Here is a 26,806-nt window from a genome sequence, read left to right on the forward strand (position 1 = left end):
TACCGTGTCAACGCACTAAATCTGCGCGAGGACGTTCGTTCGCAGTTGCAAATGCGGTCCGTAATCGTCATGGGGGCGCTTAGGGGACACCACGGCGAATTTTGGCCGCGCGCGATTCGCGCGTGTCGAAGCGAGGCGCTCGGTGTGAACCCCGGACAACGACAGGATGGGTTTTATCGATGGGATTTCCTAAGCCCCAGGGCCTTTATGATGCGCGTAATGAACACGATGCCTGTGGTGTGGGTTTTGTTGCCCATATCAAAGGGAACAAAAGCCACGCCATTATTACCCAGGCACTGGAAATCCTTAAAAATATCGACCACCGCGGGGCGGTAGGCGCCGACCCGCTGCTGGGTGACGGTGCCGGCATCCTCACGCAGCTTCCCGACCAGCTGTTCCGCGGCTGGGCCGCCGCCACCGGCGTCGAGCTGCCCAAGGCGGGCGACTATGCCGTGGCCATGTGCTTCCTGCCGCAGGACGAAGCCTGCCGTGACCTGATCACGCAGACTTTCGAGAAGTTCATCGCCAAGGAAGGCCAGACCCTGATCGGCTGGCGCGACGTGCCGGTGACGCTCGACGGACTTGGCAAGACCGTGCTCGAATCGATGCCGGTGATCCGCCAGTGCTTTGTCGGCCGCGGCTCCAACTGCGCCGATCAGGACGCGTTCGAGCGCAAGATCCTGGCAATCCGCAAGCAGACCCAGAACCCGCTCAAGGCAATGGCCGAAAAGCATGACATGCCGGGGCTCACCGAGCTCTACATGCCCAGCTTCTCGACCCGCACGATCGTCTACAAGGGCCTGCTGCTGGCGACCCAGGTCGGCTCGTTCTACGACGATCTGCGCAATCCCGAGTTCGTCTCGGCGCTCGGCCTCGTCCACCAGCGGTTCTCGACCAACACCTTCCCGAGCTGGAAGCTGGCGCACCCGTTCCGCTTCATGGCGCACAACGGCGAGATCAACACCGTTCGCGGCAACGTGAACTGGATGAATGCCCGCCGCCGCACCATGGAATCGGAGCTGCTGGGCGCCGATCTCGACAAGATGTGGCCGCTGATCCCGCACGGCCAGTCGGACACCGCGTGCCTCGACAACGCGCTGGAACTGCTGCTGGCCGGCGGTTACTCGCTGAGCCACGCGATGATGATGCTGATCCCCGAGGCATGGGCGGGCAACCCGCTGATGACCCCGGAACGCCGCGCGTTCTACGAGTATCACGCCGCCCTGATGGAGCCGTGGGACGGCCCGGCCGCCGTGGCCTTCACCGATGGCCGCCAGATCGGCGCCACGCTGGACCGCAATGGCCTGCGCCCCGCGCGCTTCCTCGTCACCGACGATGACCTGTGCGTCATGGCCTCGGAATCCGGCGTGCTTCCGATCAAGGAAGACAACATCGTGCGCAAGTGGCGCCTCCAGCCCGGCCGCATGCTGCTGATCGACTTCGAGCAGGGTCGCATCATCGAGGACGAGGAAATCAAGAACCAGCTCGCGGGCGAGGAGCCCTACGAGAAGTGGCTTGAAATGGCGCAGTACAACCTCGCCGACCTCGACGTGATCGAACCCGAACTGGCCCAGCTTCCGGAACCGACCGGCTCGCTGCTCGATCGCCAGCAGGCCTTCGGCTACACCCAGGAAGACACCTCGCGCTTCCTCGAGCCGATGGCCGTGGCAGCCGACGATCCGCTCGGCTCGATGGGCACCGACACGCCGATCCCGGTGCTGTCGAACCGCTCGCGCCTGCTCTACGACTACTTCAAGCAGAACTTCGCGCAGGTCACCAACCCGCCGATCGATCCGATCCGCGAGGAACTGGTCATGAGCCTCGTCTCGATGATCGGCCCGCGCCCGAACCTGCTGGGTCATGACGCCGGTGCGCACAAGCGCCTCGAAGTCAGCCAGCCGATCCTCACCGACGAGGACCTGGCCAAGATCCGCTCGGTCGAGGCTGCGCTGGACGGCGCGTTCCGCACCGAGACCATCGACATGACCTGGGACGCCTCTGCCGGCGCCACCGGTCTGGAGATGGCGATCAAGGAAATGTGCTGGGCGGCTACCGAGGCCGTGCTGGCGGACAAGAACATCCTTGTCCTGTCCGACCGTGCCCAGGGCCCGGACCGCATCCCGATGCCGGCGCTGCTGGCGACGGCTGCCGTCCACCACCACCTCGTCCGTCAGGGACTGCGCATGCAGACCGGCCTCGTGGTGGAAACCGGCGAGGCGCGTGAAGTCCACCACTTCTGCGTGCTCGCGGGCTTCGGCGCGGAAGCGATCAACCCTTACGTCGCGTTCGAGACGATCGAGGACATCCGCTCCCGCAAGAACCTGCCGGTGACCGCCGAACAGGCGCGCAAGAACTACATCTACGCGATCGGCAAGGGCATCCGTAAGGTCATGTCCAAGATGGGCATCTCGACCTACCAGTCGTACTGCGGCGCCCAGATCTTCGACGCGGTCGGCCTGTCGAGCGCCTTCGTGGAGAAGTACTTCACCGGCACCGCCACCACCATCGAAGGCGCCGGGCTGACCGAAATCGCCGAAGAGACCGTCCGCCGCCACGCTTCGGCCTATGGCGACGATCCGGTCTACGCGAACATGCTCGACGTCGGCGGCATCTACGGTTCGCGCGTGCGCGGCGAGGAACATGCCTGGACGTCGGAGAACATCGGCGCGCTCCAGCACGCGGTGCGCGGCAACGTGCCCGAAAAGTACCGCGAGTTCGCGCAGTCGATCAACGACCAGTCCAGCCGCCTGCTGACCATCCGCGGGCTGATGGACTTCGTGCCCGGTGCCTCGGTGCCGCTCGACGAAGTCGAACCGGCCAGCGAAATCGTCCGGCGCTTCGCCACCGGCGCGATGAGCTACGGCTCGATCTCGTGGGAGGCGCACACCACGCTGGCGCTTGCCATGAACCGCATCGGCGGCAAGTCGAACACCGGTGAGGGCGGCGAGGATCCCAGCCGCTTCAAGCCGCTGCCCAACGGCGATTCAATGCGTTCGTCGATCAAGCAGGTCGCCTCGGGCCGCTTCGGCGTCACCACCGAGTACCTCGTCAACGCCGACGACATCCAGATCAAGATGGCCCAGGGCGCCAAGCCCGGCGAAGGCGGCCAGCTGCCCGGCGACAAGGTCGACAAGACGATCGGCGCGACGCGTCACTCGACGCCGGGCGTCGGCCTGATCTCGCCGCCGCCGCACCACGACATCTACTCGATCGAGGACATCGCGCAGCTCATCCACGACCTCAAGAACGTGAACCCCACGTCGCGAGTCTCGGTCAAGCTGGTGTCCGAAGTCGGTGTCGGCACCGTGGCCGCAGGTGTCTCCAAGGCGCGTGCGGACCACATCACGATCTCGGGCTACGAGGGCGGCACCGGCGCTTCGCCGCTGACCTCGCTGACCCACGCGGGTTCGCCCTGGGAAATCGGCCTTGCCGAAACCCAGCAGACGCTGCTGCTCAACAACCTGCGCAGCCGCGTGGTGGTTCAGGCCGACGGCGGCCTGCGCACCGGACGGGACGTGGCCATCGCGGCACTGCTCGGCGCCGACGAGTTCGGCTTCGCCACTGCCCCGCTGATCGCGGCCGGCTGCATCATGATGCGCAAGTGCCACCTGAACACCTGCCCGGTCGGCGTCGCCACCCAGAACCCGGTGCTGCGCGCGCGCTTCACCGGCCAACCGGAACACGTGATCAACTACTTCTTCTTCGTGGCCGAAGAGCTGCGCGCGATCATGGCGGAACTGGGCTTCCGCACGCTCGCGGAGATGGTCGGCCGCGTCGACCGCCTCGACATGAAGAAGGCGATCACCCACTGGAAGGCCAAGGGTGTCGACCTGTCCAAGGTGCTCTATCAGGCCCCGCTGGGCGACAGCCCGTCGCTCAACTGGAGCCAGACGCAGGACCACGGTCTGGAGCACGCTCTCGACAACGTGCTGATCGAAGCCGCCGCCGACGCGCTGGACAAGCGTGAGCCGGTGCGGATCGAAAAGCCGGTGATCAACGTCAACCGTACCGTGGGCGCCATGCTTTCGGGCGAAGTCGCCCGTCGCTACGGCCATGCCGGCCTGCCGGACAACACGATCAACGTGAAGCTGACCGGCGTTGCCGGGCAGAGCTTCGGCGCCTGGCTTGCCCACGGCGTCACGCTCGACCTGACCGGCGACGGCAACGACTATGTCGGCAAGGGCCTGTCGGGCGGCCGCGTGATCGTGCGCCAGCCGGGCCACGTGAACCGCGACCCGCTGCAGAACATCATCGTCGGCAACACCGTGCTCTACGGCGCGATCTCGGGCGAGGCCTTCTTCAACGGCGTCGCCGGCGAACGCTTCGCGGTGCGCAACTCGGGCGCCGTCACGGTGGTCGAAGGCTGCGGCGATCATGGCTGCGAGTACATGACCGGCGGCGTGGTGACCGTGCTGGGCAAGACCGGCCGCAACTTCGCGGCGGGCATGTCGGGCGGCGTTGCCTACGTCTATGACGAGGACGGCCAGTTCGAGAAGCTGTGCAATCCCGCCATGGTCGATCTCGTGAAGTTCTCGGCCGAAGCCGACGAGGAAGACGGTGCCGGCCGTCCGCAGCAGCGGACCAACGGCGTCCACGACCTCGGCATGGGCGACATGCTGCGCCACGACGCGGAACGCCTGCGCGTACTGCTCGAACGGCACCACCTGCACACCGGCTCCAAGCGGGCCCGTGCGCTGCTCGACGACTGGGCGACCACTGTGTCGAAGTTCGTCAAGGTGATGCCGCGCGACTACGCCAAGGCTCTCCGCCAACTCGAGGCCGAGCGGCTTGAAGCCGCTTCGGTGGCCGCAGAATAATTCGAAGGTAATAGAAATGGGCAAGGAAACCGGCTTCCTCGAACTGGACCGCCAGGATCGCACCTATGGCGACAAGGCCGAGCGTCTGACGAACTACAAGGAGTTCGTCGTTCCGCTCTCGGCCGAGACGCTCAAGAACCAGGCCTCGCGCTGCATGAACTGCGGCGTGCCGCACTGCCACACCGGCTGTCCGGTCAACAACATCATCCCCGACTGGAACCACCTGGTCTACGAGGACGACTTCAAGAACGCGCTGGAAGTCCTCCACTCGACCAACAACTTCCCCGAGTTCACCGGCCGCATCTGCCCCGCCCCGTGCGAGGCGGCCTGCACGCTGAACATCATCGACCAGCCGGTCACCATCAAGTCGATCGAATGCGCGATCGTCGACAAGGGCTGGGCCGAAGGCTGGATCACGCCGAAGGTCGCGGCCAAGCGCACCGGCAAGTCGGTGGCGGTCGTGGGTTCGGGCCCGGCGGGTCTGGCCGCGGCCCAGCAGCTGGCCCGCGCCGGCCACTCGGTGACGGTGTTCGAGAAGAACGACCGCGTCGGCGGGCTGATGCGCTACGGCATTCCCGACTTCAAGATGGAGAAGCACCTCATCAACCGCCGCATGGTGCAGATGATGGCCGAAGGCGTGGAGTTCCGCACCTCGGTCGAAGTCGGCGTGACGGTTTCGGTGGCTTCGCTGAAGGAAAACTTCGACGCCGTGGTCTTTGCCGGCGGTGCCGAGGATCCCCGTCCGCTGAACATCCCCGGTTTCGAACTGCCGGGCGTGCGCTTCGCGATGGAATTCCTGACCCAGCAGAACAAGCGCAACGCAGGCGACGACGAAATGCGCGCCGCTCCGCGCGGCACGCTCTCGGCCACCGGCAAGCACGTCATCGTCATCGGCGGCGGCGACACCGGTTCGGACTGCGTCGGTACCTCCAACCGCCAGGGCGCGGCTTCGGTCACGCAGCTGGAAATCATGCCCAAGCCGCCGCTGCACGAGAACAAGGCGATGTCCTGGCCGAACTGGCCGCTCAAGCTGCGCACCTCGTCGAGCCACGAGGAAGGCTGCGAGCGTGACTGGGCGGTGCTGGCCAAGCGCGTCATCGGCGACAACGACGTCACCGGCCTCGAATGCGTCCGCGTCGAGTGGAAGGACGGCAAGATGCAGGAAGTGGCCGGCAGCGAGTTCACGCTCCAGGCCGACCTGATCTTCCTCGCCATGGGCTTTGTCGGTCCGCGCAAGGCGGGCATGCTCGACCAGTCGGGCGTCGACCTGGACGCACGCGGCAACGTCAAGGCGACCATGGCCGACTACCGCACCAGCGACCCGGCGATCTGGTCGTGCGGCGACATGCGCCGTGGCCAGTCGCTGGTGGTCTGGGCGATCCGCGAAGGCCGCCAGTGCGCGCGCGCGGTGGACGAGGCGCTGATGGGCGTTTCCGAACTGCCGCGCTGATCGGCACAGACATGGCACCGGTCGCTCGACCGGTGCTGCAAGAGGGGCGCCCCCACGGGAGCGCCCCTTTTTGTGTCCGGAGCGACCATGGCCTTACTGCCATTCCCCTAGCCCCTCGAAAGCGGCCGATTCATCGGGAGCGCTTAGCCTCGCTGCCGTTGCCGAGGCTGTCGAGGGCGGACACAGAAATGATAAGGGACCAGTCCAAACGGATTGGCCGGCTGCTTGTAGGGCTGGTGGCGCTCGCCATCGTCATCGCCGGCTTCAGCACCTACAAGATCCGCTTCGGCGGTCCGATCCAGGCGAAACATGCGCTTCAGGACGAGATGCTCGCCGATATCCTGCCGCCGCCCGCCTACGTGGTGGAACCCTATCTCGACGCCACCCTGGCCGTGAACGATCCCGCCCAGGCCCCGGGCCGGCTGGAAGAGCTGGCCCGGCTCCAGGCCGAGTTCCGCGACAGACAGGCCTATTGGCGCGATACGCCGCTGCCGCCGGACGTCGAACCGCAAATGACCCGGGTAATCGCCACCGCCGCCGCATTCTGGGAGGCGATCGACCGCCAGTTCGTACCGGCGGTGCGCGCGCGCGACAAGCAAGCCGTGGAGCGCGTGCATCGAACCATCCTGACCCCGCTCTACCACCGCCAGCACGAGGAGGTGGTCAGGCTGGTCGACATGTCGCGTGCCTATTCGGCCCGCGAACTGCAGCGTGACATGCTGCTGACAACCGCTTCGCTTGCCCTCAGCGCGCTGATCGCGCTCGGTGTAGCCGCGGCGATCGGCTGGACCGCCGCGCAGGCGCAATCCCGTGTTGTCCGGCCGCTCGAAGATGCGAGGCTGGCCTTCGGCGAGCTGGCCGCGGGAAGGCTGGAAACCGCGATCCCTGGCCTCGATCGAACCGACGAACTCGGCGCGATGGCGCGGGCAATGGACGTGTTCCGCCGCGCCGCCATCGATAACCGCGACGCAGAATCCGCGCAGCACGATCTTGTCGAGACACTATCCAGCGGCCTGCGCAAACTGGCCGACAAGGACCTGGAGGCGCAGATTCACGACAGCTTCCCTGCCGATTACGAGCAGGTGCGCCAGAACTTCAACGCCGCCGTCGCAGCGCTGGCCGACGCCATGGCAACCGTCGGGACGGGATCGGGCAATCTGTCGCGCACCATCGTCGAAATCCGCATGGCCACCGACGACCTTTCCGCGCGCAACCAGCAGCAGGCCGCCAATCTCGAGGAAACCGCCGCTTCGATGCAACTCGTCAGCAACCGCGTGCGCGAGAGCGCGGCCACGGCGACGCGGGCACGAAGCGCTGTCACCCAGGCTCATGCCCAGACCGGCGAGAGCGCCGGGGTGGTCCAGCAGGCGGTGACCGCCATGGCCGCGATCGAATCGTCCGCGCAGGAGATCGGCACCATCGTCGATGTGATCGACTCGATAGCCTTTCAGACGAATCTGCTTGCCCTCAATGCCGGGGTCGAAGCGGCACGTGCGGGCGATGCCGGCAAGGGCTTCGCCGTTGTCGCCGCCGAAGTCCGCGCGCTGGCGCAGCGTTCGGCGGATGCCGCCCAGAACATCAAGCTGCTCATCGCCAGGAGCGCCGAACAAGTCGGCGCAGGTGTCGCCCTCGTCTCCGAAAGCGGCTCGCGGCTGGGCGAGATCGCGGCCCGCATCGCCGAATTGAACGACATGATTGCCGCCATGGCCCAATCGGCCATGGATCAGTCGACCGAACTCGACCAGGTCAGCACCGCCATCAGCGAACTCGACCGGGTCACCCAGCGCAATGCCGCGATGGTCGAGCAAACGACCGCCGCGACCCGCGAGCTGGAAAGCGAAGCGCATACCCTGACCGCGCTGATGGCGCAGTTCCGCACCCAGCGCGGCATTGGCCATGCCGGATCACTGCCCGCGCCCGACTCGCGCACCGAAATCCGCAGGCTGCAACCTGCGGCCTGAATCCGTCCCGGCGTTTCCTGCCACGCAGGCTTGACCCACCCGCCATGCAGACCGATTCTCCGGCAGTTACGGAGACGAGGCCATGCTTCTCGAAATTGCGGAAATCGACGTCCGCCCAGGATCGGAACCGGCGTTTGCCCAGGCCATGCGCGGGGAAGGGGTCGGCCTGCTGGCCAGTTGCGACGGCGTGATCTCGGTGCAGTTCGGCCAGGGCGTCGAACATGCGTCGCGCTTCGCCTTCAACGTCGTGTGGACCTCGCTCGAGGCGCACGAAGCAGCTCGCAAGCTGGATGCCTTTGCCCGCTTCCGCAACCTGTTCGGCGATCTTGCCATCGGCGGGACCATGCATCACTTCGAGATGGATGCGCCGGTGGCCGGCAGTTCAGCCTGAACGGGCGGCGTTTACCGGCACTTGCCAGTCGATCCGGCCCCGTCCGTGGGCTTCGAGAAAGGCATTGGCCTGGCTGAAATGGCCGCATCCGAAAAAGCCCGCATAAGCCGAAAGCGGGCTCGGGTGCGGCGCGGTCAGGACAAGGTGATGGCTCGAGCCCAGCCCCGCCACGCGCATCGCCTTTTTCCGGGCATGGCTGCCCCACAGCAGGAACACGCAAGGCTCCGCCCGGGCGGCGACTGCCGCGACCGCCGCATCGGTGATTGCCTCCCAGCCGCGTTTCTGGTGTGAACCGGGCTGCCCGGCCTCGACGGTGAGCGCATTGTTGAGCAGCAGCACGCCCTGGCGTGCCCAATGCTCCAGACTGCCGTGCCCCGGCGCGATCACGCCGCAATCGCTCGCCAGTTCCTTGTAGATGTTGACCAGCGAAGGGGGCACTTTAACCCCCTCCATCACCGAGAACGCCAGTCCATGCGCCTGCCCGGGGCCATGATAGGGATCCTGCCCCAGGATCACGACCCGCACCTCGTCCAGCGCCGTGAGTTCCAGTGCCCGCAGCCACTGCCCGGCGGGGGGATAGATGGTCTTGCCGGCCCGCGCCTCGGCCTCGAGCCAGCCTGCCAGCCGGCGCGACTCGGGGCTCGCCAGCACCGGGGCCAGCGCCTCTGCCCAGGCAGGAGGCACCCCTTGCATGGCCTCGGCTGCTTCCATCGCTGCGCTACTCCCGATTTGTCCGCATCTGACCGTCCACAAGGGCATCCGCCCATTGCGAAAAGCCAGCCCAGTCCCTAAGCATTTCCGGACTATGGCTGTCTATCTCCACGAAGAAGATCTCCCCGAAGGCGTGCTCGCGCCCGGGCCCGTCGCCGTCGACACCGAAACGATGGGACTGATCACCCCCCGCGACCGGCTTTGCGTGGTCCAGATTTCCGATGGCAAGGGTGACGAACATCTCGTCCGCTTCGCCCCGGACAGCGCCTATGACGCGCCGAATCTCAAGGCCGTGCTGGCCGATCCGGCTCGCCTGAAGCTCTACCACTTCGCCCGTTTCGACCTCGCCGCGATCGAACACTACCTCGGCGTCGTCGCCGCTCCGGTGTTCTGCACGAAGATCGCCAGCAAGCTGACCCGCACCTACACGGACCGTCACGGTCTCAAGGATCTGGTGCGCGAGCTGCTGGGCAAGGAAGTCTCCAAGCAGCAGCAGTCGAGCGACTGGGGCGCGGCAGAGCTGACCGACGCGCAGAAGGACTATGCCGCCTCGGACGTGCGCTACCTGCACGCCATGCATGAAATCCTCGTCGTGCGTCTCGCGCGCGAGCATCGCACCGAGATCGCGCAGGCCTGCTTCGACTTCCTGCCCGCCCGCGCGAAGCTCGACCTCGCCGGCTGGCCCGACCACGACATCTTCAGCCACGAAGCCGCCTGAGCCGGAGAGCACGCGCGCATGTCCGAAGACGCCATCCAGATCCGCAACCGCCGGCGGCACTTTGCCGCTCCCGGTGGCTCGCATGATCGCCTGGTGGGCTTCCTGGCCAAGGCGCTGCCCACCGGCATTGGTCTGATCGCCGCCGTGATGATCCTGGTGCCACTCTCGCCGCGCGGCGAGATCAGCTTCCTGCTCGATCGCAACAAGGTGGCGGTGACCGGCGAGCGCGTGGCCGTGTCCAACGCCGCCTATCGCGGGCAGGACAAGGCCGGACGAGACTTCCTGGTCACGGCCGGAACCGCGGTGCAGCACGCGCCAGACGTCCCCGTGGTCGAAATGCTCGACCTCGTCGCCAAGATGAACATGAAGGATGGTCCCGCCAACATCGCCGCACCGCGCGGGGCCTACAACTTCGATGCCGATACCATGAAGGTTGACGGCCCGGTCAATTTCCAGGGCGCCGGTGGCTACAACATGACCACCAGCCAGGTGAACATCGACATCAAGCAAAAGACCGCGGTGGCAACCGGCGGAGTTTCGGGAGCCGTTCCCAACGGCACCTTCACCGCCCAGACCATGCACGCCGACCTCGACAACCGCGTCGTTACGCTCGAAGGCAATGCCCGGATGCGCATGACGCCCGGCAAGCTCAGGATCCCGCAATGAACTTCCGCTCCGGCCTTTTCCGTACCGCGATCGCCGTGCCGGTCCTCGGCCTGGCCGCTCTTGCCGCCTCGCAGCAGCTCGGCGCCCAGGTCTTCTCCGGTCACGACACCAATGCCCCCGTCGATTTCGGTGCCGACCGGATCGAGATGCAGGACAAGCAGAACCGCGTGATCCTGACCGGCAACGTCGACATCAAGCAGACCGACTTGCGCATCCGCGCCGCCCGCACGGTGATCGACCTTGCCGATGCCAAGCAGCTCAAGGTCAATCGCATGACTGCCAGCGGCAGCGTCGTGGTGACGCGCAATGACGAGACCGCCACCGGCGATAACGCGATCTACGATTTCAACCAGCGCATCATCACCATGGTCGGCAATGCCACGCTCAAGCGCGCCGGCGGCGATACGCTGCGCGGGGGGCGCTTCGTGATCGATCTCAAGAGCGGGGTCTCTTCCGCTTCCGGCGGCCGCGTCACCGGCACGTTCAACGTTCCCAAGAAAAAGTAAGTTCATCGTTGCCGGACAAAAGTCCGGCATCACGAAAGAATTTTCCTACACGCATCGATCTGCGTATCTGGATTCGGGCCTTCTTCTCTTCCCTTGGAAAGGAGTCCCGATGTCCAGCAATCCCATTACCGTGCCCAGCGGATACGCCACTGCCTTCGCGATCGGCTTTGCCGATGCCGCCAGCGGCAATCTCTCCATCGTCGACAGCGGGCGCCCGCTTCCCGTGTCGCCCATTCGTGCCGCCGCCTCCGCCCCGCTGACCGGCAGTACAGCCGCTTCGGGCACCTTCGGCCCGTTCACGCCGATCCCGGAGCGGCCGGTCTTCATCAGCCTGAGTGGCACCTGGCAAGGCACGGTCTCTCTGCGGCGTTCGCTCGACGGGGGGCAGACCCTGCTGCCGCTCACTCTCGGCGGTCAGGCCTGGGCCACCTTCAGCGCCAACGCCTGCGAGCCGCTCTGGGAAGAGCACGAAGACGGGGCGACCTTGTTCCTCGCCGTCACGCTGACCAGCGGCACAGTGAGCTACCGCCTCTCGCAGTAAGCAGAGGCTCGCCTCCCTCCCCATCTTCCAGATCCGGAGACACGCATGTCCCAAGATTTCCTTGCCCGCGGCATGGCTGCGGCGCAGCGCCGCGACCTTGCCTCGACTCAAGCCGGTCAGGGTGCCGCACTGATCGGCACCGAGGATGGCCGCACGGTCACCGCCTGCCTCGCCGACCTCAAGGGAGCCCTGACGCTCAAGGCGTTCGGCGCCCGGGGGGACGGCACCACATCCGACCATACCGCCCTGCTCTCGCTGTCGAACCGCTCGGACACCATCATCGTCCCGCCCGGCAACTACCTCATCGACAACAGCACCGTCCGCCAGATCAACTACTTTCGCGGCAGGCTGATCTGCTCGCCGGGCGTGACGTTCACGTTCACCGACAAGAGTCAGCGCGGCCTTCACTTCTATGGCGGATCGCCCAAGCTGTCCGGACTGCGGCTCACCACCCGCGATGCACCGCTCAGCCGCGAACTCAACGCACCGATGCTCTGCATCGACGAGGCCAGCGACGTCGTGATCGACGATCTCGAGGTCGTGCGCTCAGCCGGCGCGGGAGCGTTGTTCCGCCTTTGCTCCGGCTTCCAGGGATCAAACATCCGCATCCGCAACACACTGGCGGACGGGCTGGACTTCTTCAATTCGAGCAAGATCGCGCTGACCAATTTCCTTTCGGAAAACACCGGCGACGACGGCCTGGCGTTTCTTTCCTACACGTCGCTGGCGCAGTCCTACGACATCGTCGCGCGCAACATCATCGTGAAGAACAGCGATACCCGCGGCATCAGCGTGGTTGGCCCGGAGCGCGTGATCATCGATGGTTTCACGGTGGAATCGACGCGCGGGACCGGCGTAATCGTCTACCAGGACACCGCGAACGGCCTGCGTCAGCCGGGCAATGTGAAGATCTCGAACGGCATCATCAAGGATGCCGGACAGCGGCTCGTTTCCGGCACCTACAGCGGCAATCGATACGGGATCGAGATCGCCAATTGCGGCGACGCCGACTTCCTCAACATCCACATCGAGAATTGCGCCGCGTCCGGCTTCGTCTCGTCCAACACGCAGCCATCCGTGCTCACCAGCCGCAACGTCCGGGTCAAGACAAGCGGCGACAAGGGCTTCCACGTTTCGGTACCCAGCGGCGGGGCCTGGCACCATGATGGCTGCGAAACGATCGACACGCAGGGACACGGCTTCAATTCCACGGTCGCGGTGGGCGGCATCATGACTTTCGGCACCCGCATCGTCCGGCAAGGCGCAATGGCCGGGGGCGGCAACGGCGTCAACAATCGCGCCATATCCGACAGCATCGGCGGCGCGGTGGCGGGACGATCGACTGTGATCATCGACAACCAGGCGGCCAACACCGGCTACATCTACTACAACGATGGCAATGGCAACGGCAGCGTGGGCGACTTCGACTTCACCACCTCGAGCGGTTATTACGCCTTCCAGCAGAACGCCAACAACATAGCGCTCCAGGGCATCCGGCGCAGCAAGCGCAGCAACCAGCTCACGCAAGTGTCGGGCAGCATCGCGCTGAGCGGCACGCGCGGCGAACAGGACTACTTCACAACCGCTGCCCTGACCGGCGCGCTCGACATCGTGCTGCCCACCTTCGGCCTCTGGCACAACGCCGAGTTCTCGCTATCCCGCTTCGACACGAGCGGCAGCTATGCGGTCACCTTCAAGTCGGGAAGCACCACGATTGCCGCGATCGAAGCCGGCGGCAATCCGGCAAAGATGGTGGTGCGCTACGACAGCGTGAACAACCTGTGGCGCAAGGCCGGTCGATACGATCTCTGAAACAGGCTGGAACCAGTGCGCCCCGGCAATGGGCGCACTGTACCCGCCGTCAAAATGCGCGATCGTGCACAAGCACGCGCAGCGTGAGGAACACGATCTGGATATCCCGCAGGATGGTCCAGCCCTCGAGATACTCGAGATCCGACTGGAGACGGTTGACCAGGTCGGATTCCCGATCGGTGGCGCCGCGATACCCGCGCACCTGGGCCAGGCCCGAAAGCCCGGGCTTCAGCGAATGGCGCTGCCAGTAACGAAGGTCGACTTCCCAGAACAGCTTGTTGCCGGCCAGCGAACCGGTTGCGTGGGGGCGCGGGCCGACCACGCTCATATCGCCCAACAGGACATTGAGCAGCTGCGGCAGTTCGTCGATGCTGGTCCGGCGGATGAAACGGCCGACAGCAGTGATCCGCTGGTCGTCCTTCGAGGCCGACTGATTGCCATCCCGATCGCACAGCGCCTGCGTCATCGAGCGGAACTTGTACATGTTGAAGAAGCGGTTGCCGCGACCCATGCGGCGCTGGGTGAAGAACACCGGCCCGCCGTCCTGCAGCTTCACCGCCAGGGCCACCGCGATCATCAGTGGCGAGAGCGCCAGAACTGCGATGCCCGCGAAAGTGACGTCGAACAAGCGCTTGATCGCCCGCTCACGCAGGCCCAGCGGCCCTGCCGATACCAGCAGCAACCCGTGGTTGGCAGTGACGCGCGCGCCCTGGGCGCCGAGGCGGGCCACTTCATCATCGAGCACTTCACCGTCGACATTGGCGCCCTTGAGGATCATCGCCCATTCCATCCGGCGATCCGCCGGGCAACTGATGATGACCCTGTCGATGTTGCGCAGCGCCAGCCCGAGCCGGTCGAGCGCATGGGGATCGGTAAGGTCGGCACGCAAGCCCATGGCTGCCGCCGAAATCCGGATCGCGCCGGGCAGACGCAATTGCGGGCCGCCGTCATCGATGATCAGTTCGTTGATGACGTTCGATCCGCAGCGCCAGGTGACGAAACTGCGCAGTTGCAGCCGGGACCAGGCCATCAGGACCAGCGCCAGGATCGCTCCGCCGCTGAAGGCGCCGCGCGAGGCCTCGCTCGACGATTTCATCAGGAACTGCACAAAGACGACCACCGCCAGCGCAACAAGCATCGCCACTTGTGCCCGCAGCACCCCGCGCCAGCCTTCGCGCAACGAGAGGGTCGAATAGGAACCGTTGTACAGCGCCAGGGTCAGGAAGATCGGCAGCAGCACCTGGGCGTACACCAGCGAACGCGAGGCGCCGTCGGCGGTATCGTAGAGCAGGCCGGCCAGCCCGAATCCGACCAGCACCGCCGCCATGTCACCGACGATCAGCGCCAGATAGCATTGCAGGCGTCGCCGCTCGAGCGAGGGGGCAACCAGGAGGTCATCGGCTTCAGACCGCTGCCCTGCTTGTTGCGTCACTGAAAAAGGCGCGTTCACCCGTTCAACACTCCCCATTGCCGAACCTACGCTGTCCGCTTTGCCAAAGTTCTGCCTCAGCCGCTGCGAACCATGCCCTGTTGCAGCGCAATACGTATATTACCTTAGTGCCAGGACAGGCAATGGGAAAAGACCTTAGGGCTAAGACGTTCTATTTGTCCGATGTTCAACATCGAGACACGCGATTCTGGCGATTTCGAGCAATCCGCGCGCAAGAAGAAGTTCTGCATCCTGACTATTGGCAAGAAGTGTTTGATGCAATGCAACAAGTCGGGCCACCAGACGTTCGAGCCGGGGGCCGCGCCATATGCGCAATTGCACCGTCAACACCGGCTTGTCTTTCCAGAACACGCGCCGCGCGGCCGATTCTGCTTCGAGCACGGCGCCGACGTCGCCCCCCCGGCCGAGACGGGCGTTGAGGCCGGCAAGCTGCGCGGCCCGGCGCTCGAATGCCAGCAGCAGGCCGACCGGATTGATGCTCATGTCATGCAAGCGCTTCAGTTCGGGCCCGATCGCGCTGCGTTTGCCCCCCAGCACGGCGTCGACCAGCGGCGCGAAGTCGTCGTCCTCGGTGGAAGCGCCGATGGCGTCGAGATCGGCCGAAGTGACCGGCCGAGGCGTTTCGGCGCTGGCATCGAGGTAGAGAGCAAGCTTGTTGACTTCCGAGCGCGCCAGCCGGGTGTCGAGGCCCGAGGCCCGCGCGATCCGTTCGGCCAGTTCGCCCCCCATCTTGAGTCCGGCCCCGTTGGCCATCGTGCGCACCGCGCCGGTGACCGTGCCGAGATCGGGGGCGTGGAACATCACCGCCAGCCCGTCATTACGCGCGGCCAGCAACTTGGCGGTGCGGGACTTGTCGGTGGCGCCGGTGGCGACAATCACCACCGGATAGGATTCGACCGGGTTCTCGATAAGGATCTGCACGGCATCGTGCGCCTCGTCGCCTTGCGCGCGGACCCAGATATGCCGGGCAGTGCCGCCGAACAGCGAATTCGAGCGCGCCTCATCTCCCAGCCGGACCGGATCCTTGCGCAGTTCCGCGCCCGCCATCTCGACACGCTCGCCGGGATCGGCAAGCAGCGAGACGATCCTTTCCGCCGCATCGCTTGCCCCGGCTTCGTCGGGGCCACAGAAGAAGAAGACCCGGGCCTGCTGCGCGGCGCGCGCCGCCATGCCCGCAAAGTCCTTGCGCGTGGCCTTCACGAAAGAGCCGCCATCAGCAGCGCGTCATTGCCGCGTATCGCCCCGCAGCCGCAACGCGACCCCGGTAACGATGCGCGTGGCGACGTCCTTGGAGAGATTCTCGAGCGCGGTCTGTTCCGCCGCGATCGTCGCATAGTCCGACGAGACGACGTCGATGCCCGCATCCGAAGCCGCCGTCGCATCGAGCACGATCTCGCCGGTGGAGGTATCCACCAACTGATAACGCGCGCGCAGGGTCCGGCGTTCGCGTCCGATCGTATCGTCCGAAAGCAGCGCGAAGCCTTCCAGCTTGTCGTCGAGGCGGACATCGAGCCGGTACCTCGGGGTGACGCCCTTGTCGGAGCCGAGCTTGTCGACCAGCGCATTGCGCACCAGCCAGCCGGCCCGCCCCTCGATCGCGGCGACCTGCACATCGGCAAGGCCGCGCGCGACAGCACCGTTGCCTCCCCCCGCATACATCGGGGTGAGGCCGCAGCCGGAGAGCAGCAGGGCTCCGAAAAGGACGCTCAGACGCTTCACGCGACGAGATTCACCAGACGGTCGGGTACGACGATCACTTTCCTCACCTCGGCACCATCGAGTGCACGCTGCACTTTCTCGCTGGCAAGGGCAAGCGCTTCAAGCTCTTCCTTCGACGTGCCCTTGGCCACGATCAGGGTATCGCGCAGCTTGCCCTTCACCTGAACGGCCACGGTCACCTCGTCCTCGACCAGCAGCGCCGGATCGACTTCGGGCCATGCCGCCTGCGCCACGAGACCTTCCCCGAAAGTCGCGAAGGCTTCTTCGGCGAGGTGCGGCATCATCGGCGAGACGAGCAGCAGAACCGTGCGGATCGCGTTCGAGCGGCTGGCCGAAGGGGCAGCCTTCTCGACCGCGCCGGTCAGTTCGTAGATGCGCGCCACGGCCTTGTTGAAGCCCAGCGATTCGATGTCCGAGGCAACAGCGGCCACCGTCTGGTGGACCTTACGGTCGATTGCCTTGTCCTCGCCCTCGGCCGCAGCGTCGTACTGGGCGAACAGACGCCACAGGCGCTGGACGAAGCGGCCGCAGCCCTCGATGCCGGCTTCAGACCAGGGCAGGTCGCGCTCGGGCGGGCTGTCGGACAGCATGAACCAGCGGATCGCGTCGGCGCCGTAAGTCGCGACGATCTCGTCGGGGTCGACGACGTTCTTCTTCGACTTCGACATCTTGATAACGCGGCCGACTTCGACAGCGGCACCGTCAGCCTTCAGCGTCGCGCCATCGGAGGTGCGGTCGATCTCGCTCGGGGCGAAGTAGATGGGCTGGCCATTGGCCGCGTTGACGCGCGAATACGTCTCGTGCGTGACCATGCCCTGCGTGAACAGGCTGGCGAAGGGCTCCTTCACCTCGACCTTGCCGATGCGGGCCAGCGCGCGCGTCCAGAAGCGGGCATAGAGCAAGTGCAGGATCGCATGCTCGATGCCGCCAATGTACTGCTCCACCGGCAGCCATTCGGCGATCTTCGCCGGATCGAACGGACGATCCTCGGGCTGGCTGGCGAAGCGCAGGAAGTACCACGAGGAATCGACAAAGGTGTCGAGCGTGTCGGTCTCGCGGCGGGCGGCGTGGCCACACTTCGGACAATCGACATGCTTCCAGGTCGGGTGGCGCACCAGCGGATTGCCGGGGGTCGAAAAATCGACGTCCTCGGGCAGGGTGACCGGCAGGTGCTTCTTGGGCACCGGCACCACGCCGCAAACCTCGCAGTGGATGAACGGGATCGGCGTGCCCCAGTAGCGCTGGCGCGAGACGCCCCAGTCGCGCAGGCGCCACACGGTCTTGCCCTCGCCCCAGCCTTCCGCCTCGGCGCGCGCGATGACCGCGGCCTTGGCGTCCTTCACGGCCATGCCGTTGAGGAAGTCGGAATGAACGCAGACGCCGTCACCGGCCTCGGATTCGCCGTCGAACGGCTTGTCGGCATCGGCCTCGCTCGCCGCGACGACGCGCAGGATCGGCAAGCCATACTTGGTGGCGAATTCGAAGTCGCGCTGGTCGTGGCCCGGAACGGCCATGACCGCACCGGTGCCGTAGTCCATCAGCACGAAGTTGGCGATAAAGACCGGCAGGTCGGCGCCGGTGAACGGATGCTTCGCCTTGATGCCGGTATCGAAGCCCAGCTTCTCCGCCGTTTCCAGTTCGGCCGCAGTGGTGCCGCCCTGCTTGCACAGCGCGATGAAGTCCTCGACCTCGGGGCGGCCGACAGCAGCCGCCTGCGCGATCGGGTGATCGGCAGCGACGGCCACGAAGCTGGCGCCGAAGATCGTGTCCGGACGGGTCGAGTAGACTTCCACCGAGCCGATGCCGCCAATTTCTGCGGTCAGATCGAACGTGAACTGCAGGCCTTGCGACTTGCCGATCCAGTTTTCCTGCATCGTGCGGACCTTCTCGGGCCACTTGTCGAGGGTGGAGAGGCCTTCCAGCAGCTCGTCGGCAAAGTCGGTGATCTTGAGGAACCACTGGGAGAGCTTGCGCTTCTCCACCAGCGCGCCCGAGCGCCAGCCGCGCCCGTCGATCACCTGCTCGTTGGCGAGCACGGTCTGGTCGACCGGATCCCAGTTGACCGCCGATTCCTTGCGGTAGACCAGGCCGTTTTCATAAAGATCGATGAACAGCGCCTGCTCGTGGCCGTAGTATTCCGGCTCGCAGGTGGCGATCTCGCGGCTCCAGTCCAGCGCGAAGCCGAGGCGCTTGAGCTGCGCCTTCATGTTCGCGATGTTCTCGCGCGTCCAGCCGCCCGGGTGCACGCCCTTTTCCATGGCCGCGTTCTCGGCGGGCATGCCGAAGGCGTCCCAGCCCATCGGGTGGAGCACTTCGTGGCCGGTCATGCGCTTGTAGCGCGCCAGCACGTCGCCCATCGTGTAGTTGCGCACGTGGCCGATGTGGATGCGCCCCGAGGGATAGGGGAACATCTCAAGCACGAAGCTGCGGGGCTTCGACGAGGTATCGTCAGCCTTGAAGCACTGGGCTTCGTCCCACGCAGCCTGCCAGCGCGTGTCCGCCTGAGCCGGGTCGAACCGCTCGGTCATTTCTATCAAGTCTCCTGCGGAACCTTATTGGTTCCGGGTTTTGCGGCACCGGCCCACGCCCCCACCAGACCTCCCGCTCAGTGTATCCTAGATGGGAGGTCGGGTGGGGGCGCGGGCCGGCGCCGCGCCAAAACTGTTATCCGCCGATGGAATCGCGGCGCAGGTCACGGGCGCGGGTGAGGATGATGTCCTCGAGCTTCTGCACGGTCGCCGCCTGGACCGGTGCCGGCGCCCAGGCGCCGTTCGACGCGACTTCGCGCTGCGCGGTCACCCGCAGGGCATCGGCGCGCAGGTCCTTGTCGAGGATCATGACGGTGACCTTGACGCGCTCGTTCGGTTCCTTGGGATTGGTGTACCAGTCGGTGACGATCACGCCGCCGGCGCTGTCCGACTGGAGCAGCGGCATGAACGAGAGCGAATCGAGGCTGGCGCGCCACAGGTAGGAATTGACACCGATGGTGGTCACCATCGAAGGCGCGGACGCGGCAGACTTCGCCTGCTTCTGCTTCCGGCCGCCACCGCAACCGACCAGCGCAAGCGCCGCCACGGCGCAGAAGCCCGCGGTCGCCAGTGATCGAGCGGTGAAGAGGCCCTTGTCGGTGCTGCCTGTCATTGTCGGTTCCCAGTTCCTGTCTTGGCGTAGAGCGGCCGGACGTTCCGGCGATTTGCCATCCATCGCCTCTATAGCCGCCGTTGCCGGGGCGGCAAGTGCGGCCGCATCGGCTCGGCACGCTAAACTGCACGCCGGCTAAACGCTTCATGAACGCGGACCTGCCCACTTGCCGGCCCCGGCGCACGCCCCCTCTCCCTTAGTCCATCATCCTGTGTTAAGGTAAGGCAGTGATGATGACCACGACTGCCGATCGAGTTTCCAGCCCCTCCCCGAAGAAGGAGGAGATGCACGTTCTCTCGGCACGGTCACGGAAGGGCATCGAGGGTACCACGATGGAAATGCAGCGCGCACGCTCGTCGAAAGGCAGCATGAAAGCCGGCATCATGCTGGCTGGTTGCGTAGGCGTGCTGGCGCTGCCCAGCGCGGTCCTGGCCTTTTCCACCTCGTTCAAGGGTATCGGCGGGCGCAACCCGGCGGTCGATTCGCTCGACCCCGACACCTCGTCGGAAAACCTCTCGCGGGTGATCGCGATGCGCTCACTGGGCAAGGAACAGCCGTTCCCGTTCACCCCGGCCGGCACGCCCAATCGGCCGGACCGTGCAGTCACCGTGGCCGTGCGTGTCGATTCCGAGGCGGCCAAGTCGATCATCGTCGTGCACAACCGCCTGCAGGTGGCGCAGGCGGACAATGACGTCGGCCGCCTCAGGATCGCGCCCGCCGCCTTCAACCTCGGCGTCTCGCGCGGTTACCAGAATTTCTCGGCGGACACCGCACAGCAGCAGCCGGTCGGCCACGGCATCGCCGACGCGCCCGAACTGCGCAAGTTCAGCCTTGCGGCCGGCCCCGCCGACAGGAACGATTCGCGCTTCAGCACCCGCATCTCGATCGACGAGAAGCGGGCCGCCGGGCGCGCCCCGCACACCTTCACGAGCGAGGCAGGCGAAGTCGACCTCGGCGGCGCCTATCGCCTCACCAAGAACATCGATGTCACCGCCGGCCTGCGCTACTCGCAGGACCGCGAGCGCCTTGTCCCGCTGACCGATGGCAAGCAGGATTCCCAGGCGATCTACGTGGGCACCCAGTTCAAGTTCTGACCCCGTCGCGCTCGGGCGCCCGCAAGAGCCGGCTTCCCGAGCGCCTGTTGGCGCCCTCCGATTGAGCGCCATGCAATCGCGATTGCGCTTGTATCAATCATTTCGGCGCAAATTGCGCACCGGGGCGACAGGCTCCGACTTGCCCTCGTCATGTGCATTTCATAGCCTGCCCTTGGTGGATGCACTAAGCGAAAGGCTTGATATGGCGCGTGTTGCGATCGTTACCGGCGGAACCAGGGGTATCGGCGAGGCAATTTCCCTCGCCCTCAAGGAACGTGGACATACCGTAGTTGCAAATTACGCCGGCAATGAAGAGAAGGCCAAGGCCTTCACCGAACGCACTGGCATCCCCGCCTACAAGTGGGACGTAGGCGATCACGAAGCCGTTCTCGCGGGCGTAGCCGAAGTGACGGAAACGCACGGCCCGGTCGATATCGTCATCAACAACGCCGGCATCACCCGCGACGGCGTGCTGCACCGCATGACGTTCGACGACTGGAACGACGTCATGCGGATCAACCTGGGCGGCTGCTTCAACATGGCCAAGGCCACGTTCCCCGGCATGCGCGAGCGCGGCTGGGGCCGCATCGTCAACATCGGCTCGATCAACGGCCAGGCCGGCCAGTACGGCCAGGTCAACTATGCCGCGGCCAAGTCCGGCATCCACGGCTTCACCAAGGCTCTGGCCCAGGAAGGCGCCAAGTACGGCGTCACCGTGAACGCCATCGCGCCCGGCTACATCGATACCGACATGGTCGCCGCGGTGCCGGCACCGGTGCTGGAGAAGATCGTCGCCAAGATCCCGGTCGGCCGCCTCGGCACCGCTTACGAGATCGCCCGCGGCTGCGCCTTCCTCTGCTCCGAGAACGCCGCCTTCGTCACCGGATCGACGCTGTCGATCAACGGTGGGCAGCACATGTACTGAGGAAGCCGGACCGGCGCGCCACCAGCGCGCGCCGGTCCGCTCCGGTCCATCCGGCTCAGGCGGCCGCGAAGGCCTGCCCGAGCCATGCGGCCAGTGCGGCCAGATCGTCGCCCTCGAGGGCCACCGCGTGGCCAAGGTCAGGTACCTTGGGCCAGCCGCAATCGACGAACTCACGCCCCTGCCACTCGCGCGCGCCCTCGTAGCGAGGAATCACGTGGAAGTGGACGTGGGGGTCCACCATCATCAGCATCAGGTAATTGAGCCGGGCATAATCGACAGCGCCGGCCAGCGCCGCCTCGATCGCGGCACTCACCCGCTTGAGCTCGGCATGCGCCTCGACCGGCAGATCGCCAAACGCGGTCGCCTCGGACCTGGCCGCCAGCACCAGCGAACCCAGCGTCGGCTGGGCCGGGCGGGCCAGCACCAGCCAATGCTCGAACTCGGCCACCAGGCTGGCCGGATAGCCGAACTTCTCGATCGTCGCGTTCATGATTGCCGTCTCCGTGTCGGGCCGCTCAGGCGTCCGCAAGCCAGGAGGTGATCCTGCCGCCGCGCGCCCGCACAATCCATGCCTGCACCAGCCGTACCGCGTGGATCAGGCAGGAAATCGCCGTCCACCAGGCCACCGCGACAAGGCCAAGGTCGGGGCGCGCGAAAACCATCGCCACGAACAGGATCACCATGTTGGGATTGCGCCGCGCGGTGATCAGCCGGAACTGGCTGTCGAAGCGCTGCCAGACGTGGATGTGCATCGTCCCGTTCTGGCGCATGAACACGCCCTCGATCAGGCGCTGGACAACATAACCGCCCTGAATCGCCCCCTGGACCCACCAGAAGGTGGCCGTGTCATAGGCCAGCCCCCAGGTCGCCAGGCCGGTCGCCCAAAACCACCACCAGAACGGAGGATGGACGAGGTCCATGCCGTGGTCGAACACGTTGCCCCAGGCCGAGGACGTGATCGTGCAGCGCGCCAGCTTGCCGTCGACAGTATCGAGCACCATGAACACGAGACCGAGCGCCATGCCCAGCCAGTAGTGGCCATAGGCAAACAGCACCGTGGCGACGACGCAGAACACGGCACCCACCGACGTCACCATGTTCGGCGTGATGTGCAGCTTCGCGCAAACCCGCGTCAGCACCAGCGCCCATTCCGGCCAGAGGTACTTGGTCAGCACGTCGGTCACGCCCTTATAGGCGCCGAAGTAGCTGGCCCGCTCGATCGGGCGCACGGTCTCGCGCGTCAGCGCCATCAGGAATGGCGTCTCGCGCTTGCGCAGTTGCTTGTTCTCGATCGTCGGACCGCTTTCGAACGCAACGACATCGAGCCCGGCCGAATCGCTGAGCTCCGACCCGGTGCGCATCGCCTGCACGATTCGCGCGGCCTGCTCGCCATCGGCGGCATGGGCGAGCGCGGGAACGCCGCCCAGCGTCAGCACCATGCCGGGTTTGGCAGAAATGTGGCGGAACCATGCCGGGTCCCAGGCGAAGGCCGCGTTCGACAGAACGGCAGGGCCATTGCCGAGACTGCCGGCAGCCGCATCCGCGGTGACAAAACCGTTCGCGCGGGCGATCCGCCCGACCCGTTCGGTCATGGTAAGTCCCCATAGTTTCACGGGGTTATCGCCGACCGTGACAATGACCGGCGCGATTTGGGAGGAAGAAGACGTGGAAACCATGCCTCTGGCGTTAGTCTTTAAGCGGCGATTTGGGAATGCGCTAAGAGCCCGATTGGAAATTCGCGGAAAGCGAATTTCGCGGCGCCCGCCCACTCCGCCACCCGGGCGCCCATCGGCAGTATCCTGTAGGCGGCCGGGTGAGGGAGTGGGCTGGCGCCGCTCTCAAAATGCCCTTTCGGGCATTTTCAAACAGATTCTAAAGTGCCCCGCGTTTCCGCCCCGGCTTTCGTGACCCGCCAGAGGCTTGCAGGAAATGCGCAACGAGTTGCTTCAATTTCAACCCCTCATAAAACCGCCATGGAACTGTAACTTGAATGTGTCATGGAATGTTTCTTGGTGATTTCCGGGGCAGGCAGCACTACATAGGGCCCCGTGTACGGAACCATCTACGAATTCGAGACGCTGCCGCAGGTCGGTGAGCAAGGCCCGCGCAGGATCGCACGCCCCGGACGACAGGCTCGTCGCGGGCGGTCGGTCCCGCTCGTGGGCATCATCCGCAATCCCCGCAGCCACCGCAACAAGGGCCATGCGCCCGAGATGGCGGATTGCTCCAACATCCTGACCGAGACGCCGCGCACGCGCAGCGCCCTCTACAGCGTGCTGGAAGGTTTTGCCCAGCGCGGCATCGACTACCTCGTGGTCGACGGCGGCGATGGCACCGTGCGCGACGTGCTGACGTGCGGCGCCGAGATCTTCGGTGACCAGTGGCCCACGTTCATCGTCCTGCCCAAGGGCAAGACCAATGCGCTGGCGATCGACCTCGGCCTGCCCAATCACTGGTCGCTGGCCGAAGCCCTGGCCGCCGCCCACAAGGGCCATACGCTGTCCCGCCGGCCGCTGCGCATTTCCTCGCGCGATGGCAGCAACGGCTGCGTGCAGGGCTTCATCCTGGGCACCGGCGCCTTTGCGCTCGCCACCGAGGCCGGGCAGGAAGCGCACCGCCGCGGTGCCTTCAACAGCTTCGCGGTCGGCCTGACAGTGCTCTGGGGCATCATCCAGACCCTGTTCGGCCGCACCGGCAATCCCTGGCGTTCGTGCACCCCGACCCGCCTGATCGACCACCACACCGGCAGCGACCTGCCTTACGACGGCCCGGGCGATCCGCATGAGCGGTTCATGACCGTGGCCACCACGTTCGAGCAGTTCCCGCTCGGCGCGCGGCCGTTCGGCCGCCACGTCGCCCCCGGCATGAAGATGGCGGTGATCGACTGGCCGGTGCGCTGGGTGGTGGCACTGCTGCCGCTGATCATGATGTTCGGCCTGGCCGGGCGTTTCCTCGAGAAGCGCGGCACCCACCGCTTCGCCACCAGCGCGGTCGATCTCGACATCGGCGGCCCGTTCATCCTCGACGGCGAGGCTTTCCCCTCGGGCGACTACGTGCTTGAGGAAGGGCCGCAGATCACCTTCGTGGTGCCCTGAACTCCACGCGAAAGATGTTTCACCCGCAACCGGCCCGCGCTTTCGGGCCGGTTTGTTTTTCGCCCCCCGTTGATTTCAGGGCCATCCTGCCCGAGAGCGTGAAGCCATGAGCGAAGATCTCGAAGGACGCGTGCGCGGCGCGCTGGAACGGCAGGTCGTGCCCGAGGTCCGCGCCTTTGCCCGAAAGCTCGCCGAAGCGGCGCCGGGCACTGCCGCCGTACTGTTCTACGGCTCGAACCTGCGCACCGGCTCGCTCGAAGGCGTGCTGGACTTCTACGTGCTTGTCGATGGCCCGCAGGTCGAGAAGATCTGGCCCCGCGTCAGCTATCATGAGTGGGACCGCGAAGGTGTGACCCTGCGCGCCAAAGTGGCGACGATGGCGCTGGAAACGTTCCGCGCCGCCGCTGCCGGCGAACTGGTCGACACCACGATCTGGGCTCGCTTCGTTCAGCCCAGCGCGCTGGCCTGGCAGCGCGGCCCCGCCGCCGCCGAAACCGTGGCAGACGCGGTGGCAGGCGCGGCCCGCACCGCCGCCCGCCTTGCCGTCGCGCTCGGTCCCGAGAAAGGCACGGCCGAAGATTACTGGCGCGCCCTGTTCCGGGCGACTTATGCCGCCGAATTCCGGGTCGAGAAGGCCGGCCGCGAGGATTCGATCCTCTCGGTCAATCAGGTCCATTTCGACGGTCTGCTGCCGCTCGCCCTCACCGCCGAGGACATCCGCTTCGAACGCCAGAGCGACGGCACGATCCGGCCCGACCTGCCCCGCCCCCGGCGCGAGGCGCTGCTGCGTTGGTGGGCACATCGCCGCCGCATGGGCAAACCCTACAATGTCATGCGCCTGCTCAAGGCCTCGACCACGTTCGACGGGGCCGCGCGCTATGCCGCGTGGAAGATCGAGCGCCATACCGGCGTGCCGGTGACGGTCACGCCCTGGCGCGAACGCCATCCGGTCCTCGCCGCCCCCGGCGTGCTCTGGCATGTCTGGCGGACAAAACGAGCCATGGAGCGCAAGTCCGCATGATCTCTCCCGCCCCCGTCCTCCCGGCCGCGCTGATTCTCGCCGGATCGCGTCCCGGCGCTCCCGATCCGGTCGCTGCCGCCGAGGGTCTGAGCCACAAGGCGCTGGTCGGGATTGCCGGGAAACCCATGCTTGCCCATGTCGTCGCCGCCTTGCGCGATGCCGGGGCCGAGCGCATCGCCGTGGTCGCCAACGACCCGGCTGTCATCGCGCTGGCCGAAACCCTGGGCTGCGAAGTCCTGCCTGCCGCGGCGGGGCCAAGCGCGAGTGTCGCCGCCGGCTTTGCCGCGCTTGGGGCACCGATGCTGGTCACCACCTCGGACCACGCTCTGCTGCGCGGCGAATGGGTGCGCGACTTCCTGCAAGACACCCCCGAAGATGCCGACGTCGCCGTGCTGCTGGCCGAACGCGGCCGCATCGAGGCGGCCATGCCCGGCTCGAAGCGCACTTACTTGCGCTTTGCCGATGGCCAGTGGTCGGGCTGCAACCTGTTCCTGCTGAAAACAGCGCAGGCCGCCAAGGCAATCGAGACCTGGAAGCTGGTCGAGGCCGACCGCAAGCGTCCCTGGCGGATTGCCGCCAGGCTGGGGATCGGCATCCTGCTCGGTTATGCGCTGGGCCGCCTGACACTGGCCGCCGCCCTTGCCCGGCTCGGTTCGAAGATCGGCGTCAAGGCCCGCCTCGTCGCCGCGCGCGACGGTCTGGCTGCGGTCGACGTCGACAAGCCTTCCGATCTTGTCGACGCCCGCGCCATCCTCGGCCGCAGGTAAAGGCGAACCCGCGGCAATCCA

22 protein-coding genes are annotated in these 26,806 nt (G+C 66.0%); 14 read left to right on the forward strand and 8 right to left on the reverse strand.

Features of this window, described 5'->3' with window-relative positions; all coding sequences use genetic code 11:
* Nucleotides 1-179 precede the first annotated feature (179 nt).
* The 4 genes from gltB to DM450_RS15665 all read left to right on the forward strand — a co-directional run bounded on the left by gltB (nt 180) and on the right by DM450_RS15665 (nt 8,619).
* Nucleotides 180-4,817 (forward strand): glutamate synthase large subunit, encoded by a 4,638-nt coding sequence (gltB, locus tag DM450_RS15650; protein WP_142636299.1) that lies wholly within the window; start codon nt 180-182, stop codon nt 4,815-4,817.
* Between the two features lie 16 nt (nt 4,818-4,833).
* Nucleotides 4,834-6,267 (forward strand): glutamate synthase subunit beta, encoded by a 1,434-nt coding sequence (locus DM450_RS15655; protein WP_142636302.1) that lies wholly within the window; start codon nt 4,834-4,836, stop codon nt 6,265-6,267.
* A gap of 188 nt (nt 6,268-6,455) precedes the next feature.
* The gene (locus DM450_RS15660) at nt 6,456-8,228 is read left to right on the forward strand and encodes a methyl-accepting chemotaxis protein (RefSeq protein WP_185928631.1); all 1,773 of its coding nucleotides are present in this window, start codon (nt 6,456-6,458) and stop codon (nt 8,226-8,228) included.
* 82 nt (nt 8,229-8,310) lie between these two features.
* The gene (locus tag DM450_RS15665) at nt 8,311-8,619 is read left to right on the forward strand and encodes an antibiotic biosynthesis monooxygenase (protein WP_142636306.1); all 309 of its coding nucleotides are present in this window, start codon (nt 8,311-8,313) and stop codon (nt 8,617-8,619) included.
* Here DM450_RS15665 and DM450_RS15670 read toward each other — a convergent pair.
* A complete protein-coding gene (locus tag DM450_RS15670; RefSeq protein ID WP_142636308.1) occupies nt 8,611-9,330 on the reverse strand; it encodes a uracil-DNA glycosylase in 720 nt (239 codons plus the stop codon). The genes DM450_RS15665 and DM450_RS15670 overlap by 9 nt on opposite strands.
* A 94-nt stretch (nt 9,331-9,424) precedes the next feature.
* Between DM450_RS15670 and DM450_RS15675 the strand changes: the two genes are divergently transcribed.
* The 5 genes from DM450_RS15675 (at nt 9,425) to DM450_RS15695 (ending at nt 13,573) form a co-directional block, all read left to right on the forward strand.
* On the forward strand, nt 9,425-10,048 hold the full coding sequence (locus DM450_RS15675) for a ribonuclease D (protein ID WP_142636310.1): 624 nt from the start codon (nt 9,425-9,427) through the stop codon (nt 10,046-10,048).
* 18 nt (nt 10,049-10,066) lie between these two features.
* Nucleotides 10,067-10,714 carry an LPS export ABC transporter periplasmic protein LptC gene (gene lptC, locus DM450_RS15680; protein WP_142636313.1) on the forward strand — a complete coding sequence of 216 codons (648 nt, stop codon included), beginning with the start codon at nt 10,067-10,069 and terminating at the stop codon, nt 10,712-10,714.
* Nucleotides 10,711-11,220, forward strand: a complete 510-nt coding sequence (locus DM450_RS15685) for an LptA/OstA family protein (RefSeq protein WP_142636315.1) — start codon at nt 10,711-10,713, stop codon at nt 11,218-11,220. Before lptC ends, DM450_RS15685 begins: the two co-directional genes overlap by 4 nt.
* A 109-nt stretch (nt 11,221-11,329) precedes the next feature.
* A complete protein-coding gene (locus DM450_RS15690) occupies nt 11,330-11,761 on the forward strand; it encodes a hypothetical protein (RefSeq protein ID WP_142636317.1) in 432 nt (143 codons plus the stop codon).
* A 45-nt stretch (nt 11,762-11,806) separates the two neighbouring features.
* On the forward strand, nt 11,807-13,573 hold the full coding sequence (locus DM450_RS15695) for a right-handed parallel beta-helix repeat-containing protein (RefSeq protein WP_142636320.1): 1,767 nt from the start codon (nt 11,807-11,809) through the stop codon (nt 13,571-13,573).
* A 49-nt stretch (nt 13,574-13,622) separates the two neighbouring features.
* Here the strand turns inward: DM450_RS15695 and DM450_RS15700 are convergent, their stop codons facing one another.
* The 5 genes from DM450_RS15700 to DM450_RS15720 all read right to left on the reverse strand — a co-directional run bounded on the left by DM450_RS15700 (nt 13,623) and on the right by DM450_RS15720 (nt 19,883).
* Entirely contained in the window at nt 13,623-15,023 is a 1,401-nt protein-coding gene (locus DM450_RS15700) for a sugar transferase (RefSeq protein WP_142636322.1), read from the reverse strand.
* A gap of 141 nt (nt 15,024-15,164) precedes the next feature.
* Complete coding sequence (gene holA, locus DM450_RS15705; RefSeq protein WP_142636324.1) at nt 15,165-16,223, reverse strand: DNA polymerase III subunit delta; 1,059 nt, start codon at nt 16,221-16,223, stop codon at nt 15,165-15,167.
* A 24-nt stretch (nt 16,224-16,247) separates the two neighbouring features.
* Nucleotides 16,248-16,742 (reverse strand): LPS assembly lipoprotein LptE, encoded by a 495-nt coding sequence (lptE, locus tag DM450_RS15710; RefSeq protein ID WP_142636326.1) that lies wholly within the window; start codon nt 16,740-16,742, stop codon nt 16,248-16,250.
* Nucleotides 16,739-19,270, reverse strand: a complete 2,532-nt coding sequence (gene leuS / locus DM450_RS15715) for a leucine--tRNA ligase (RefSeq protein ID WP_142636328.1) — start codon at nt 19,268-19,270, stop codon at nt 16,739-16,741. Before leuS ends, lptE begins: the two co-directional genes overlap by 4 nt.
* Nucleotides 19,271-19,406: 136 nt before the next feature.
* The gene (locus DM450_RS15720) at nt 19,407-19,883 is read right to left on the reverse strand and encodes a DUF3576 domain-containing protein (RefSeq protein ID WP_142636330.1); all 477 of its coding nucleotides are present in this window, start codon (nt 19,881-19,883) and stop codon (nt 19,407-19,409) included.
* Nucleotides 19,884-20,113: 230 nt separating this feature from the next.
* Here DM450_RS15720 and DM450_RS15725 point away from each other — a divergent pair, with 230 nt between their 5' ends.
* Complete coding sequence (locus tag DM450_RS15725; protein WP_260609920.1) at nt 20,114-20,977, forward strand: hypothetical protein; 864 nt, start codon at nt 20,114-20,116, stop codon at nt 20,975-20,977.
* Between the two features lie 202 nt (nt 20,978-21,179).
* Nucleotides 21,180-21,902, forward strand: coding sequence for an acetoacetyl-CoA reductase (gene phbB, locus DM450_RS15730; RefSeq protein WP_142636332.1), 723 nt, complete (start codon nt 21,180-21,182; stop codon nt 21,900-21,902).
* Nucleotides 21,903-21,957: 55 nt separating this feature from the next.
* On the opposite strand, the gene DM450_RS15735 is transcribed toward phbB, so the two are convergent.
* Both DM450_RS15735 and DM450_RS15740 read right to left on the reverse strand, forming a co-directional pair.
* Nucleotides 21,958-22,392: an HIT family protein gene (locus DM450_RS15735; RefSeq protein ID WP_142636334.1), complete on the reverse strand. Its 435-nt coding sequence runs from the start codon at nt 22,390-22,392 to the stop codon at nt 21,958-21,960.
* Between the two features lie 25 nt (nt 22,393-22,417).
* Complete coding sequence (locus tag DM450_RS15740; protein WP_142636335.1) at nt 22,418-23,578, reverse strand: CDP-alcohol phosphatidyltransferase family protein; 1,161 nt, start codon at nt 23,576-23,578, stop codon at nt 22,418-22,420.
* A gap of 372 nt (nt 23,579-23,950) precedes the next feature.
* Between DM450_RS15740 and DM450_RS15745 the strand changes: the two genes are divergently transcribed.
* From DM450_RS15745 to DM450_RS15755, 3 genes are all read left to right on the forward strand, one after another.
* Nucleotides 23,951-24,997 carry a diacylglycerol/lipid kinase family protein gene (locus tag DM450_RS15745; protein ID WP_142636337.1) on the forward strand — a complete coding sequence of 349 codons (1,047 nt, stop codon included), beginning with the start codon at nt 23,951-23,953 and terminating at the stop codon, nt 24,995-24,997.
* A 106-nt stretch (nt 24,998-25,103) separates the two neighbouring features.
* On the forward strand, nt 25,104-26,018 hold the full coding sequence (locus tag DM450_RS15750) for a hypothetical protein (protein ID WP_142636340.1): 915 nt from the start codon (nt 25,104-25,106) through the stop codon (nt 26,016-26,018).
* Nucleotides 26,015-26,785 carry a nucleotidyltransferase family protein gene (locus tag DM450_RS15755; RefSeq protein ID WP_142636341.1) on the forward strand — a complete coding sequence of 257 codons (771 nt, stop codon included), beginning with the start codon at nt 26,015-26,017 and terminating at the stop codon, nt 26,783-26,785. Before DM450_RS15750 ends, DM450_RS15755 begins: the two co-directional genes overlap by 4 nt.
* The last annotated feature ends 21 nt before the right edge of the window (nt 26,786-26,806 follow it).

Origin of the sequence: Sphingomonas sp. IC081 (assembly GCF_006874585.1) — a bacterium.
Lineage (GTDB): Bacteria > Pseudomonadota > Alphaproteobacteria > Sphingomonadales > Sphingomonadaceae > Novosphingobium.

Bases quoted from the DNA above. Each gene is read 5' to 3' on its own strand.
- DM450_RS15725 (WP_260609920.1), top strand. From the start codon at position 20,114: ATGATGACCACGACTGCCGATCGAGTTTCCAGCCCCTCCCCGAAGAAG.
- DM450_RS15675 (WP_142636310.1), top strand. From the start codon at position 9,425: ATGGCTGTCTATCTCCACGAAGAAGATCTCCCCGAAGGCGTGCTCGCG.
- lptC (WP_142636313.1), top strand. From the start codon at position 10,067: ATGTCCGAAGACGCCATCCAGATCCGCAACCGCCGGCGGCACTTTGCC.
- DM450_RS15740 (WP_142636335.1), bottom strand. From the start codon at position 23,578: ATGGTTTCCACGTCTTCTTCCTCCCAAATCGCGCCGGTCATTGTCACG.
- gltB (WP_142636299.1), top strand. From the start codon at position 180: ATGGGATTTCCTAAGCCCCAGGGCCTTTATGATGCGCGTAATGAACAC.
- leuS (WP_142636328.1), bottom strand. From the start codon at position 19,270: ATGACCGAGCGGTTCGACCCGGCTCAGGCGGACACGCGCTGGCAGGCT.
- DM450_RS15750 (WP_142636340.1), top strand. From the start codon at position 25,104: ATGAGCGAAGATCTCGAAGGACGCGTGCGCGGCGCGCTGGAACGGCAG.
- DM450_RS15755 (WP_142636341.1), top strand. From the start codon at position 26,015: ATGATCTCTCCCGCCCCCGTCCTCCCGGCCGCGCTGATTCTCGCCGGA.
- DM450_RS15685 (WP_142636315.1), top strand. From the start codon at position 10,711: ATGAACTTCCGCTCCGGCCTTTTCCGTACCGCGATCGCCGTGCCGGTC.
- DM450_RS15665 (WP_142636306.1), top strand. From the start codon at position 8,311: ATGCTTCTCGAAATTGCGGAAATCGACGTCCGCCCAGGATCGGAACCG.
- DM450_RS15660 (WP_185928631.1), top strand. From the start codon at position 6,456: ATGATAAGGGACCAGTCCAAACGGATTGGCCGGCTGCTTGTAGGGCTG.
- DM450_RS15720 (WP_142636330.1), bottom strand. From the start codon at position 19,883: ATGACAGGCAGCACCGACAAGGGCCTCTTCACCGCTCGATCACTGGCG.
- DM450_RS15670 (WP_142636308.1), bottom strand. From the start codon at position 9,330: ATGGAAGCAGCCGAGGCCATGCAAGGGGTGCCTCCTGCCTGGGCAGAG.
- DM450_RS15655 (WP_142636302.1), top strand. From the start codon at position 4,834: ATGGGCAAGGAAACCGGCTTCCTCGAACTGGACCGCCAGGATCGCACC.
- phbB (WP_142636332.1), top strand. From the start codon at position 21,180: ATGGCGCGTGTTGCGATCGTTACCGGCGGAACCAGGGGTATCGGCGAG.
- DM450_RS15695 (WP_142636320.1), top strand. From the start codon at position 11,807: ATGTCCCAAGATTTCCTTGCCCGCGGCATGGCTGCGGCGCAGCGCCGC.
- DM450_RS15735 (WP_142636334.1), bottom strand. From the start codon at position 22,392: ATGAACGCGACGATCGAGAAGTTCGGCTATCCGGCCAGCCTGGTGGCC.
- DM450_RS15690 (WP_142636317.1), top strand. From the start codon at position 11,330: ATGTCCAGCAATCCCATTACCGTGCCCAGCGGATACGCCACTGCCTTC.